We start from the raw sequence: 13,457 nt of genomic DNA on the forward strand, positions 1-13,457 counted from the left end.
AAAATGACCAAATTTCATGGGGTTGTTCCTCCCGTCGTAACACCTCTCAATCCGGATTTCACGGTAGATTACCCGTCCTACACCCGCGTGCTCGAGCATTTGCTCGGCGCGGGCTGCCACGGCGTATTCGTGCTCGGATCGACCAGCGAAGTGGTGTTCCATAACGAAAAGATCAGGCAGGAAATTCTCGAACACTCGGTCAAGGTCGTCAATGGCCGCGTGCCGGTCATTGCTGGCGTTCTCGATGCAACGACCGACAACGTCATCGGCCACGCCAAGGTCGCAAAGGCAGCGGGTGCTGCTGCCGTCGTCGTGACGGCACCATACTACACTGTCACCAGCCAGCCCGAGATCATTGACCATTTTCGCTATATCAAGGATGCCGTCGACATTCCGCTTGTCGCCTACGATATCCCGGCGTGCGTCCACGCCAAGCTGGCTCGATCGACAGTGACGACGCTGGCCAGGGAAGGCACCATTATCGGCCTCAAGGATTCAAGCGGCGATGATGGCAATTTCCGTTACGCCTTGCTGGATCTCGCCGAGCACAAGGACATCTTCCTGATGACAGGCTCCGAGATCGTCGTCGACAATGCGCTGTCGATGGGCGCGCACGGCGTCGTCCCGGGTCTCGCCAATGTGGATCCGCACGGCTACGTCCGCCTGTGGGATGCGGCGCAGCGCGGCGATTGGACGGCGGCGCGCAAGGAGCAGGAACGGCTCTGTCGCCTGTTCGAGATCGTTTGGGTGGCCCAAAGCCGCGTCAGTGGCGGCGCGTCCGGCGTGGGCGGTTTCAAGACCGCCATGCGCAGCCTTGGCATCATTGACACGAACGTCATGCCGAGGCCGAGACAGGCACTCGATGCTGCAGAATCCGCCAAGATTGACGCGATCCTGCGCTCTACCGGGCTGCTCGGCTGAGAGCGGATATGGACGAGCGCATCAATCCCATTCTCGACATTCGCGGGCTGCGGACAATCTTCCGTACCCGCGGCGGCGAGATTACCGCAGTCGATGGTATCGACCTATCGGTCGCTGCCGGCGAAACCGTTGCGCTTGTCGGCGAATCCGGTTCCGGCAAATCCGTGACCAGCCTGTCGGTTATGGGCTTGTTGACCCGCAATGTCGGTGCGATTGCCGCCGGGAGTATCCACTTCAAGAGCAAGGATGGCGCTGTGCGTGATCTCGTCCCGCTGGATGAAGAACAGATGCGGAGAATCCGCGGCGATGACATCGGCATGGTGTTCCAGGAGCCGATGTCCAGTCTCAATCCGGTGTTTACCGTGGGTGACCAGATCGCCGAACCGCTCCGCATCCATCGCAATGCCGACCGGAAATCGGCGATGAATTCGGCGGTCGGACTTCTCGATCAAGTGGGCATCCCCGATGCCAAGCGCCGGGCGGGACAGTATCCGCACGAGCTTTCGGGCGGCATGCGGCAGCGCGCGACGATCGCTATGGCGCTTGCCTGCGATCCGACATTGCTGATTGCCGACGAACCGACGACGGCGCTCGACGTGACTATCCAGGCGCAAATACTCGATCTTCTGATCACGCTGCAGCGTGAACGCGGCATGGGCATGCTTTTCGTCACCCACAATCTCGGCGTGGTGGCCGAGATCGCCCATCGCGTCGCGGTCATGTATGCCGGGCGCATCGTGGAGGAGGGCCCTGTCTGTGAGGTTTTCCGCAATCCGCGCCATCCCTATACGCTGGGACTTCTGGCGTCGATGCCCCGGCTCGGCGACGCAACACGTATGAAGCAGGCTGGGCAGAAATTGGCGGCTATTCCGGGCGTTGTCCCCAGTCTTGCTGACATGCCGGACGGATGCGCATTTTCGCCGCGCTGCAGCTATGCAATCGATGCCTGTCGCACAGCAGTGCCCCCGCTCGCCGAGGTCAATGCGATGCATCGGAGCCGCTGCATACGATGGCAGGAGGTGGGTCGATGAGCCCTGCGCCATTCCTCACCGTCTGCGATCTGGCCAAACACTACGTCTCCCGCGGCACGAAACTCAATATCCTGGAAGGCATTTCCTTCGATATCGCCAAGGGGGAGGTGGTTGGACTGGTCGGAGAATCCGGCAGCGGCAAGACGACGATCGGCCGTTCGGTCCTGCGTCTGGTCGAGCCTTCTTCCGGTAGCGTAAAATTCGACGGCACGGAATTGACAACACTTTCGGCCGCGCAGATGCGGCGAACGCGGCCCCGCATGCAGTATATATTCCAGGATCCATTTGCCAGCCTGTCGCCGCGCATGACCATTGGCGAGATTTTGACCGAAGGTCTCAAAATTCAGGGCATCGGCACCCGCAAGGAACGCATGGACCGGGCGCGAAACGCCCTCGTGCAGGTCGATCTTCCTGCCGATGCCGTCAACCGCTATGCACATGAGTTTTCCGGCGGACAACGTCAGCGGATCGGTATCGCACGCGCGTTGACACTCGCACCGGAGTTCATTGTCGCGGACGAGCCTGTTTCTGCACTCGATGTGTCGATCCAGGCGCAGGTCATCAATCTCCTGCGCGATCTGCAGCAACGGCTCGGATTGACCATGCTGTTCATCTCACACGATCTGGCGGTGGTCGAATATATCTGTGACCGGGTCATCGTGCTCTATCTTGGCCGGATCATGGAGATCGCTTCAAGCGCTGACCTTTATGCGCGGCCGCAACACCCGTATACGCGGGCTTTGCTGTCCGCGATCCCATCGCCGGATCCGGATGCGCCCCGCAACAGGCAGATCCTGAAGGGTGATATTCCAAGCCCGGCCACTCCGCCGAGCGGCTGTGTATTCCGGACACGTTGCCCGGTGGCGCTGGAGGCCTGTGCCCATACGGTGCCCGAGTTGCGCGAAGTTTCGCCTGGTCAATTCAAGGCCTGCATCCGTGATGATTTGAACTAGGAGCGCAATGTGAAATCAGGCCAACACACGATCAGCGGCAATTGGGCCAGTCTGCTCCTGCCTGTCGAAGCGGACGACAGCATCGAATTCAGCAAGCTTGGCGTTGAAATCGATATCCTGATCGACGCGAAGGTCGACGGTATCTACTCCAACGGCACCGCAGGCGAATTCCACAACCAGACCGAAGAAGAGTTCGATCGCATCCAGCTGATGCTGGCCGAGCGTTGTCGAAAAGCGGGCATGCTCTTCATCATCGGTGCCTGTCAGCCCGATCCAATGATCATGCTGAACCGTGTCCGTAGCGCAGCTACACTGGCCCCCGCTGCCATTCAGGTCATCTTGCCGGATTGGTGGCCGCTGACCGACGGGGAGGCGATCGACTATCTCAACAGGGCGTTCGAGATTGCCAACGGAATTCCACTTATCCTCTACAACCCACCCCATGCAAAACGAGTTCTTTCGCCAAAAGAACTCGGTGCGATATTGGCTGGAGCGCCGGGCGTGGTTGGTGTGAAACTCGCAGATGGCGATGCAAACTGGTACGTCGAGACACGCAAGCATCTGAGCGGCGTCTCGCTTTTTGTGCCGGGGCATCATCTCGCGACGGGCATCAGGGAAGGGGTGGCGGCAGGGGCGTTCTCCAACGTCGCCTGCCTTAGTCCACGCGGCGCGCAGCGTTGGACCGACCTTATGCAAACCAACATTGATGCTGCCATTGAAACCGAACAGCGGATCTGCAAATTCATGGCTCAGCACATTGTGCCATTCCGGCAGAAGTCCGGCTATTCAAATGCTGCGCTGGATAAATTGCTGTGCGCGATAGGCAATTGGGGACCCGTGAGCACGCGGTTGCGTTTCCCCTATCGCTGGATCGGCGAAGACGAAGCTCAACGCCTGCGCGCTGTCGCGAAACAGGAACTGGGCGACATCATGATTTGATGAGCAGCTGACCCATCTATTTCGGAGCGTGCGACTGCACCACTTTCTTGCATTCGGGTGTGAGCTTGTCCAATTGCTTGGCTAGACATTCGATAACCCGCCCGCCACCAGGCATGACGCCGGTACAATATTTCTGAAAGTCCGCCATGCATGCCGCACGTTCGGCAGCAGTGTGCGCCATGGCCGAGCTGCAAAACATCCCAATTCCAATGACAGTCAAAATCATCCGCATCACAACCCCCTACAATTTTTTATGGAGAGCTATCTCTCAGATACGGAATAACGTAGCATCGATCATGCGTTTTCTGCAAAGGCCAATTGGGGGACATAATGGCCGGAATAAGTGGATTGCACACACGGCAATTTGAACGCTCTTTCGGCGCTCGCCGGAGGTTAGGCTTTGCCTGCATCACATTATTCGGGCTAGCATTAGCTGGCTGTAATCAAGAAAACTCTTACGTTCCGCCGCCGCCACCTAAGGTCGATGTGGCGCTTCCGGTAAAACAGAACGTCACGCCCTATCTCGAGGTGACGGGTAGTACTGCAGCAGTTAATCAGACTGCGCTGGTTGCACGGGTACAGGGCTTTATCGAGGAAATCGAGTACAATGACGGGGATGCGGTAAAAGCCGGCACCACACTCTTCGTCATCGAGCCCGAATCCTATCAGCTAGCATTAAACCAGGCGAATGCTGCAAAGGCATCAGCCGACGCGTCTGTAAAGTTATCGCAGGCGGAATACGAACGTCAGGCAGCGCTCGTGGCCAAAACCTTCGCTACACAGCAGGATCTGCAGAAGGCGGAGGCGCAACGTGAAGCCGACCTGGCCATTCAGCAACAGGCGGCATCCAATGTCCAGCAGGCCCAGCTCAATCTCAGTTATACGCAGGTGAAAGCGCCGTTCGACGGTGTCGCCACCGCGCGGCTGGTGTCGATAGGCGAACTTGTTATAGCGTCCACCACGGCGCTTACGACGGTCGTCCAGCTCAATCCCATCTACGTCAATTTCAACGTCAGTGAGAAGGACGTGCTGCGTATCCGCGCTGCTATGGCGAAACACGGAATGACCGCGCAGGATTTGAAAAAGGTTCCCGCCGAAGTCGGTACGCAAAGCGAAACCGGTTTCCCGCATGTGGGGACGCTCGACTATGTGGCGCCAACCATCACGGCGTCCACCGGCATGCTGGCAGTCCGTGCCGTTTTGCCAAATGCAGAGCGGCAATTGCTGCCGGGCTACTTCGTACGAGTCCGCGTTCCCTTGTTCGAAGAGCCGGGGATGCTGCTGGTGCCGGATCGCGCCATTGGCAGTGATCAGAGCGGGCGCTATGTCCTGGTTGCCGGCAAGAATGATGTCGTCGAGCAGCGCAAGGTAGAAATCGGTCAATTGGTTGGCGAATTGCGTGTCGTGACAACTGGCATCCAGCCGGAAGACCGCATCGTCGTCTCGGGCCTGCTGTCGGCCATACCCGGCCAGAAGATAGAGCCGCAGTTGAAGGATCTTAGCGCCGTTGCGGCGAATGGCGCAGCGCAATGATCTCGAAGTTCTTCATAGAACGGCCCGTGCTGGCCAATGTGATCGCCATCCTCATGGTGGTCATCGGCTTTGTTTCGCTGTATTCGCTGCCGGTCGCGCAATACCCGAATGTCGTGCCGCCAACTGTCCAGGTCACGACCCGCTATCCCGGAGCCAGCGCCCGCACGCTGATCGATACGGTCGCATTGCCGATCGAGCAGCAGGTGAACGGCGTCGAGGACATGCTCTACATGCAGTCTTACGCGGCCTCTGACGGCAGCTATGCGCTCACGGTCACATTCGCCATCGGCACCGATCTCGACGCAGCACAAGTGCTTGTACAAAACCGTGTCTCTGCCGCGTTGGCCTCGCTGCCGCAATCGGTGCAGGTGCAGGGTGTCAACGTTCAGAAGAAGTCGACGTCGATCCTCGAAATCGTCACGCTGACCTCGCCGGACAGCAGTCACGACAGCCTTTATCTCAGCAACTACGCTACCATAGCGCTCAAGGATGAAATTGCCCGAATTCCTGGCGTTGGCAATGTTACGGTATTCGGCGCGGGCCAATATTCAATGCGTATCTGGCTCGATCCCGACAAGATGCAGGCACGCGGCTTGACGGCGCAGGACGTCATCCAGTCGCTGCAGCAGCAGAGCGAACAGGTGACCGCCGGTCAGGTAGGCATGCCGCCTGCGCCGGAAAATCAATCCTTCCAATATACGATCAATGTCGAGAGCCGACTTAATGATCCCGACGCGTTTGGTGCGGTCATCGTCAAGACCGACGCCAATGGCGGCATGACGCGCGTGCGCGATATCGGCCGTGTTGAGCTCGGTGCGCAGACCTATAGTCAGGTGTTCCGGCTCGATGGAGCGGATTCCGCGGGCCTTGCGATTTTCCTGTCTCCTGGTGCCAATGCACTTGACGTTGCCAAGAGCGTAAGCGCCAAAATGAAGACGCTTGCTGCCGGATTTCCGCAGGGCGTTGCCTATTCCATTCCATTCGACACGACGACCTTCGTCAGCCAGGCAATCGGCGAGGTCTACAAGACCTTGTTCGAGGCGGCGCTTCTGGTGCTGATCGTCATTCTCGTCTTCCTGCAGGACTGGCGCGCCATGCTGGTGCCCGCGACGACTGTTCCTGTGACCATCATCGGCGCTTTCGCAGCGATGGCTGCCATGGGATTCTCGGTCAACCTCTCGACCCTGTTCGCCATCGTGCTGGCAATCGGCATCGTCGTCGACGACGCGATCGTCGTGGTCGAAAGCGCCTCGCACAATATGGAGCGCGGCATGTCGGGCCATGACGCGGCCATCAGCGCGATGGATATGCTCTTCGGACCGATCGTCGGCATCACGCTCGTTCTCATGGCTGTGTTTCTGCCCGCCGCGTTTCTACCGGGTATCACCGGCCAGATATTTTCGCAGTTTGCTCTCGTTATTGCAGCCACTGCATTCATCAGTGCCATCAACGCTGCAACGTTGAAGCCCACCCAGTGCGCCATGTGGTTGCGGCCCCCGGTGCCGCCGGAAAAACGCAATTTCTTTTTTCGCGGCTTCAATGCAGTCTACCAGCGCCTGGAAAACGGCTATGTCCGTGTGATCGGTTCGATGGTAGCGCGCAGTGGCCTCATGGCGGTCATCGCTCTCGCCATCATCGCCGCCGCTGGTTACGGCATGTCGCGTGCGCCAACTGGCTTTCTGCCCATCGAGGATCAGGGTTATCTTCTGGCAGCGGTGCAACTGCCGGATGGCGCTGCCCTTGGCCGCACGGAAAAGTCATTGGAGGAACTGGGGAAGGTTGCGAAGGAAACGCCGGGCGTCTCCCAGGTCATCACCATTGCCGGCATCTCTGCCCTTGACAATAATTCAGCGCTCGCCAATGCGGGCCTTGCCTACATCATGCTCGATGACTGGAGCAAGCGCGGCCCTGGCGAGGACCTGGCCTCCCTCTACAAAACGCTCAACGCGAAACTCAAAGGCGTGGGCGAGGGCAGGGTGCTCGTTCTTCCACCGCCGCCGATCCAGGGCATCGGCAATGCCGGCGGGTTCACCATGCAGACTGAACTGCGCGACGGCAGTTTCGACCTCGCCAAACTGCAGAGCCTGACCAATGCCATAGTGAAAGCGGCTGAATCCCAGTCGGGTATTCAAAGCATCAATGCACCTTTTCAGGCCAATGCGCCGCAATATACCGTGGAGATCGATCGCGAGAAGATCGAGTCTCTCCAGCTGACGACCGATCTGGTTTTCGATACCCTCGCAAGCTATCTCGGCTCGAGCTATGTCGCTCAATTCAACAAGTTCGGCCGCGTGTTCCAGATTTATGTCCAGGGGGATGCACAATTCCGCCTGACGCCGGACAGCATCAACAACCTGACTGTGCGCAACAAGAATGGCGACATGATCTCGCTCGGAACGGTGTTGACCATCATACCGAGCGTCGGACCCTCTTTGATCAGTCTCTATAATCTCTATCCTTCGGCCTCGATCGTCGGCGTACCAGCGGCGACATTTTCGTCCGGCGAGGCGATGAACCTCATGGAAGAGATCGCGGCCGCCACTCTGCCGAATGGCACGAGCTACGAGTGGACGGCGCTGTCGTATCAGGAGAAGCTGGTCGGCAACCAGATGATCCTGGTCTTCGCTCTTGCGCTGTTGCTGGTCTATCTGGTGCTGGCCGGGCAATATGAAAGCTGGATTGCTCCGGTATCGGTGCTGCTTGCTGCGCCGTTGTCTCTGATCGGTCCCGTTTCCATTTTCCTGGGTCTGCATGTCGCGATCAATCTCTATGTGCAGATCGGCCTTATTCTGCTCCTTGCGCTTTCAGCCAAGAATGCCATCCTCATCGTCGAAATGGCGCGCGAATTGCGTGCGTCGGGAAAATCGATCATCGATTCCGCGACGGGCGCGGCGCGGGCTCGCTTCCGGCCGATCCTGATGACCTCGTTTGCATTCATCCTCGGTGTTGCGCCGCTGGTATTTGCGACCGGGGCCGGCGCGAGCGCCCGCAAGTCTATCGGCATCACTGTCTTCAGTGGCATGATCGCCTCGACCTGTCTTGCTGTCCTCTTCGTTCCTTCTTTCTTTGTCGTCATGCAGCGCTTTGAAGAGTGGCGTGCCACGCGCAAGCGTCCGGCCGAAGTAAAGGTGTTGGACACTTGAGTTTACGACCTGTGATCAACGTAGCAGCGAATTTCCAACCATGAGTGCCCTTGCAATCGGCGGCGTTACATTCATATGCCTGTCGTTTGCTGTTGTGGCGGGAATATTTCTTCGTGACCACCTGCCAGAACATCACCTGAGTACGGATTCAAAGGAGGCAATCAAGCTTGCTACGGCAGTGGTCGGAACATTGTCAGCACTTGCGGTCGGGTTTTTGATCGCATCGGCAAAGACGGCATTCGATGACGCCGAGGCGGAGCTGAGAACATCGGTGGCGCGCGTCGTCCTTCTCGACCGGGTCATGTCGCATTACGGTCCCGAAACCAAGGAGGCGCGGCGTCTGCTTGCGGAACTGGTGAGCTCGCGGCTGCAGGATGCCTGGGTCGACCAGGACCATGATGATACAACGCCGGACGCCCGCAGAAGCGACCTCGGTATCGAGCCTGTTCAGGATGAATTGCGAGCCCTTTCTCCCGAAACCGACGCCAAGCGCCAGCTGCAAGCGCGTGCCATCGCGATAAGCGGGGAGATTGCGGAGGCGCATTGGTTACTTCTCGAGAAAGGAGGCGAGGGTTTGCCCCAGGCTTTCCTTGTAATCCTTGTCTTCTGGCTTGCGTTGCTCTTTTTCACGTTCGGGCTTTTGGCACCGGCCAACGCCACGGTCATTGGCATGTTATTCGTGTGCGCTCTCTCGGTCGGAGGAGCAATATTTCTGATTATCGACATGGCTCACCCATATCTCGGCATTATTCAGGTGTCCGATGCTCCGCTGCGGACCGCGCTTGCGCATCTGGGGAGAAATTGAAACCTCACCATGGCGGCTGAAATTTTCCCTGCAGCCGCGGGCTAAGACCTGTTTTGTGATAGGATGTTTGAAAACAACAGCGTAGCATGTGAGGGGAAGTCACTCTCACTCGGGGACGATGATCGGGCAGGGTATCAAAACCATACCGCGCATATTGAAGCGCCTCATCGGGAGTAGGCGGTGAAGATCCTGCGTCGATCCGCGGACCGCTGGGGCATCGCTGCCATCCCGGCATTTTTACGGCGTCTTGGTCTTATGCTTCCGGACGGAAAAGCGTTGCCGCCCGACGTGCCGATGAACGCCCCTGCACTCCCGCTTTTGCCGTATGGTCTCTTGTTGCTCATGAGTGTTGGCGTCATCATAACGGTGTTCGTCGTAGGCGTTGTCGAGAGCCGGGACCGGATGGTCTTGCAATCGAAAATCCAGTTGCGCCAGAAGACTGCCCTGCTCGAAGCCTATGTCAGCAAGATACTCGAGGCGAACGACATGGTGCTTCAGGGTATTTCGTCCGAGGTTGAACCGATGTCATGGCCGGAAATTGCTTCCTCAGAGCGTCTGATCAGATTTTTGGCTACCCAGAAGCAATTTCTGAAGCACTCGGGCGTTATTGCCCTTGTAGACCGCGACGGCAAACTCGTTTCTACCAGCGAAGGCCATCGCAGTAGTTCCCTTGATGTGAACGACCGGGATTATTTCCGCTATCATCGGGATCATCCATCGGACGTCACATTTATAGGCGACCCGTTGATTGGCCGCGTGTACGGGCAACCGTCCTTGACTATGAGCAAGGCTCTACGCCAGCCAGACGGGAAGTTCGACGGCTTGATACTGATCACGATGCCGATCGAGTATTTCACCAGATTGTTCGATGGAGCGGCTTCTCCCTCGGACGCTGCTCAATTCCTGCGCGGGAACGGGGAAGTCGTGGTGAACGTCCCGTTCTGGGAAGGCGGCGCAATCGTACCTGATTGGTTTCGACAGGCGACAGCCGGGAATCCGGTGTCGGGTGAGATGCACCACGTTTCTTCCTCGGAAGGCATCGACCGGCTGGTGGCCTACCGAAAGGTCGAAGGTTTCCCATTCTACGTAACCTACGGTATTGACGAGAATGCGCTGCTTGCTGGCTGGCGGCAGTCGGTACGCGTCTACGGTACCGTTCTGGCTATCGCCCTTGCAGCGTTTCTCGCCACAGCCTGGCTGGCACGACGCCGTTCGATTGCGTTGATGTATTCGAACGAGTCGCTGCGCGAAGTCAGCGAGCGCCTTCTGGTTTCACAGGATGAGGAGCGCCGTTCCATTGCCAGGGATCTTCACGATTCCACGGGCCAACACCTGATCGGCGCGGCCATGGAATTGGCGAACGTAAAATCCTTGCTGCCCGATAATGACGGCGAAACCTCGCGGGCGCTGGCGCGCACATCGAAACTCATTTCGCAAAGTAATGAGGAGCTTCGGACACTATCCTATCTGTTGCATCCTCCGATGCTTGACGAATCCGGCCTTCCAAATGCTCTTGAGCTACTCGTCGTGGGTTTTGAGGAGCGAAGCGGACTGGAAATCGAACTGAGGGTCGATCCCGTATTGGCGACAAAACGACCCCCGCCGGATGTTGAACTCACCATTTTCCGTATTGTCCAAGAAGCGTTGACCAATATTTACCGTCATTCCCACGCCGCCAAGGCAACGATCAGGCTGATCCGCCAGGGGAGCGAGCCCGATACGATCCTGTCGCTCACCGTCAAGGATGACGGTGTCGGCATCGAAAGGCGAAAGCGCCGGAATGTCGGCGTTGGTCTTTCCGGCATGGAGGCGCGGCTTCGCCCGCTCGACGGCACGATTGATATTTCGACTGGAAGAAAGGGCACCACGATTTCGGTGAGAGTGCGCGGCTAGTCGGGAGTACGTTGAAGTTCCCCGATGTCGCGTTGATCGCGCTCTAGAAAGAAGTTGAGGAAGGTGCGGACCACTGCGATCGCCGCAATGCGGCCGATGTCGTCCCAGGCCGGAGTGATCGAGGTTTCGAGTATATCGGCTGCAAGCTGGAACGTCAGTCCCGCCACCAGCCAACGTGAATAGCGCATCCACACGTGCCGGACCGCATGATGCCCTTCCGGGTGCGAAAACATTACCCTGGTGCCGTTGATAAATGCATCCACCGTGCCGATCGCGATGATGATCAACGCGAAAATGTCGATGATCGAGACGATTGGTTCCGTAAGCTGGATCAACAGGTCCCTGAGCATCGCGCGTCTTATCCTTCGCTACCAAGCCGGACGATACAGCGGAAACCGAGATGTGAGATCGAGGTATCGACGGGCTGCGACATGCGCGCCGCCGGTCTGTAACGCCGGCAATAGTTCGGTGCGCAAAGGTGCGAGCCGCCCTTGGTCACCCTTCGCGCGACCTTCATAGAAGGTTGACGCGGATCAAAGCTTTCCTCAAGCGTGCCGCCACGCGGATTGTCCGCTGTGCAACAGGGGCTCGTTATCTTGCCGTGCTCACGATACCAGTCAGTCGTCCACTCCCAGACATTGCCTGCCATATCGTAAAGACCATAGCCATTGGCCGGAAATGACCCCACCGGAGACGTATACTCGTATCCGTCGTCGAGCGTATTCCGATAAGGAAAGTTGCCCTGCCAGGTATTAGCCATGTGCTTTCCGCCCGGGGTAAACTCATTGCCCCAGACATATTCGGCCCCGTCCTGGCCACCGCAGGCGGCGAATTCCCATTCCGCTTCGGTGGGCAATTCCTTGCCGACCCAGCGGCAATAGGTTTCGACATCCTCATAGGCGACATGGACGACGGGATGATCGGAGAGTTTCTTGATTGTGCTGGCGGGACCGCGCGGGTTGCGCCAATTGGCACCCCGCACATACACCCACCAATTGAAATGATTGCTCATGTCGACTGGGGACGAGGGTTTCTTGAACATTGTCGAGGACGGCGCCAGCATTTCCGGCAAAGCGCCCGGATAGTCTTCTGGGTTGGCCGGCCTTTCAGCCAGCGTCACATAACCGGTCGCCTCGACAAAACGGGCAAAGTCGCGGTTGGTCACGGTAAACTTGTCCATCCAGAAACCATTGACCCGGACCCTGTGCGCAGGGGCTTCCTCGGGGTAGTGGTTGTCCGAACCCATGCGACATTCGCCGCCTGGAATCCACACCATGTTGTCGAAGGGAGCGGTCCTGGGTTGCATTCGTTCCGGTTGGTCGAGCATCATTTCATCTCCGGACGCAGCGCATGAATGCGAGTGCGCCATCTCACGTAGGGTATCGAGACGATAGCACCAATGACAAGATGGTAAAGCACGACCGCCATGACGGCCTTCTCGTCGGGAAAATTCAAACTTGCTATGGCAAGCGCAACACCAGGATGCCGCGTTCCCGTGGCGAGTGCCAGCACCGTACGGTCATCCGGATCGGGACCACCAAGGAAGTGACCGAGGGCAACGCCGATAAGCGTGAACAGCACGAGCATGATGACAATTCCGTTTCCGATCAACGCCCAGATGGCATGCGAGGCGATGAACAGGACCGGTACGACTGCGACGATCAAAAGCAGCGTTGCAAACCGGGAGATCGGGCGTTCGATGCGGCTTGCAAGGTCCGGCGCAAGATGGCGGATGATGACACCCGCTACCAACGGAACGATTATGGAGATCAGCACAACGGAAGCGATAGCGCTTGCGGGTTCGTGCATATCGATGTTGAACGAACTCCCGAGGAGACTGATGGCGAGGGGAACGAGAACAATTGAAACCAGTGCCGTCGCTACCAACAAGCCGATCGTATAGGAGGCCGAGCCGCCGGCCTTTTCCTGCTTTCCCGGTAGCACCGGCGGAACCGGAGAAATGGCAAGCGTAACAAGCGCGATCTTGATGGCCGGATGGAGATTGAACAGCAGCGACAACAGCACCGCAACCGCGAGCATGAAAATATTCATGGAGAGAATTGAACGGACGAAAAGACTTGGCCTGCGGAACAGGTACGTCACGTCATCGAAGGTCGCACGCAATCCAAGTGCGAAGACAATGAGAAACATGCTCGCATTGATCGCGAATCCGATGATCTGCGCCGGCGTCATGTCTCTTTCCCTCGCCGATTGACGGGTGGCGGGCGGCTGTCTTGAG

The 13,457-nt window shown here is 58.0% G+C and carries 12 protein-coding genes; 8 read left to right on the forward strand and 4 right to left on the reverse strand.

What is annotated here, in order from left to right; all coding sequences use genetic code 11:
* Positions 1-3 precede the first annotated feature (3 nt).
* Genes PHA01_RS19055 through PHA01_RS19070 form a run of 4 tightly spaced genes read left to right on the forward strand, consistent with a single transcriptional unit; the run spans position 4 to position 3,844 of the window.
* Complete coding sequence (locus PHA01_RS19055; protein ID WP_271897947.1) at positions 4-921, forward strand: dihydrodipicolinate synthase family protein; 918 nt, start codon at positions 4-6, stop codon at positions 919-921.
* Positions 922-929: 8 nt separating this feature from the next.
* Complete coding sequence (locus PHA01_RS19060; RefSeq protein ID WP_271897948.1) at positions 930-1,952, forward strand: ABC transporter ATP-binding protein; 1,023 nt, start codon at positions 930-932, stop codon at positions 1,950-1,952.
* A complete protein-coding gene (locus PHA01_RS19065; RefSeq protein WP_271897950.1) occupies positions 1,949-2,905 on the forward strand; it encodes an ABC transporter ATP-binding protein in 957 nt (318 codons plus the stop codon). The genes PHA01_RS19060 and PHA01_RS19065 overlap by 4 nt, the downstream gene beginning before the upstream one ends.
* A 9-nt stretch (positions 2,906-2,914) precedes the next feature.
* Positions 2,915-3,844, forward strand: coding sequence for a dihydrodipicolinate synthase family protein (locus PHA01_RS19070; protein WP_271897951.1), 930 nt, complete (start codon positions 2,915-2,917; stop codon positions 3,842-3,844).
* A 16-nt stretch (positions 3,845-3,860) separates the two neighbouring features.
* Here PHA01_RS19070 and PHA01_RS29280 read toward each other — a convergent pair whose 3' ends face one another.
* On the reverse strand, positions 3,861-4,076 hold the full coding sequence (locus PHA01_RS29280) for a cysteine rich repeat-containing protein (protein ID WP_334312039.1): 216 nt from the start codon (positions 4,074-4,076) through the stop codon (positions 3,861-3,863).
* Positions 4,077-4,174: 98 nt separating this feature from the next.
* Between PHA01_RS29280 and PHA01_RS19080 the strand changes: the two genes are divergently transcribed.
* The 4 genes from PHA01_RS19080 (at position 4,175) to PHA01_RS19095 (ending at position 11,218) form a co-directional block, all read left to right on the forward strand.
* Complete coding sequence (locus PHA01_RS19080; RefSeq protein WP_417020985.1) at positions 4,175-5,377, forward strand: efflux RND transporter periplasmic adaptor subunit; 1,203 nt, start codon at positions 4,175-4,177, stop codon at positions 5,375-5,377.
* A complete protein-coding gene (locus PHA01_RS19085; RefSeq protein ID WP_271897953.1) occupies positions 5,374-8,520 on the forward strand; it encodes an efflux RND transporter permease subunit in 3,147 nt (1,048 codons plus the stop codon). The genes PHA01_RS19080 and PHA01_RS19085 overlap by 4 nt, the downstream gene beginning before the upstream one ends.
* A gap of 40 nt (positions 8,521-8,560) precedes the next feature.
* Entirely contained in the window at positions 8,561-9,325 is a 765-nt protein-coding gene (locus tag PHA01_RS19090) for a bestrophin-like domain (protein ID WP_271897954.1), read from the forward strand.
* A 180-nt stretch (positions 9,326-9,505) separates the two neighbouring features.
* Positions 9,506-11,218 carry a cache domain-containing sensor histidine kinase gene (locus tag PHA01_RS19095; RefSeq protein ID WP_271897955.1) on the forward strand — a complete coding sequence of 571 codons (1,713 nt, stop codon included), beginning with the start codon at positions 9,506-9,508 and terminating at the stop codon, positions 11,216-11,218.
* Here PHA01_RS19095 and PHA01_RS19100 read toward each other — a convergent pair.
* The 3 genes from PHA01_RS19100 to PHA01_RS19110 are packed head-to-tail and all read right to left on the reverse strand — an operon-like array spanning position 11,215 to position 13,411.
* On the reverse strand, positions 11,215-11,568 hold the full coding sequence (locus tag PHA01_RS19100) for a DUF1622 domain-containing protein (protein ID WP_271897956.1): 354 nt from the start codon (positions 11,566-11,568) through the stop codon (positions 11,215-11,217). The genes PHA01_RS19095 and PHA01_RS19100 overlap by 4 nt on opposite strands.
* Before the next feature lie 8 nt (positions 11,569-11,576).
* Positions 11,577-12,545: a formylglycine-generating enzyme family protein gene (locus PHA01_RS19105; RefSeq protein ID WP_417020991.1), complete on the reverse strand. Its 969-nt coding sequence runs from the start codon at positions 12,543-12,545 to the stop codon at positions 11,577-11,579.
* Positions 12,545-13,411, reverse strand: a complete 867-nt coding sequence (locus PHA01_RS19110) for a bile acid:sodium symporter family protein (protein WP_271897958.1) — start codon at positions 13,409-13,411, stop codon at positions 12,545-12,547. Before PHA01_RS19110 ends, PHA01_RS19105 begins: the two co-directional genes overlap by 1 nt.
* Positions 13,412-13,457 lie beyond the last annotated feature (46 nt).

This window comes from Candidatus Phyllobacterium onerii, from assembly GCF_028331445.1.
GTDB lineage: Bacteria > Pseudomonadota > Alphaproteobacteria > Rhizobiales > Rhizobiaceae > Phyllobacterium > Phyllobacterium onerii.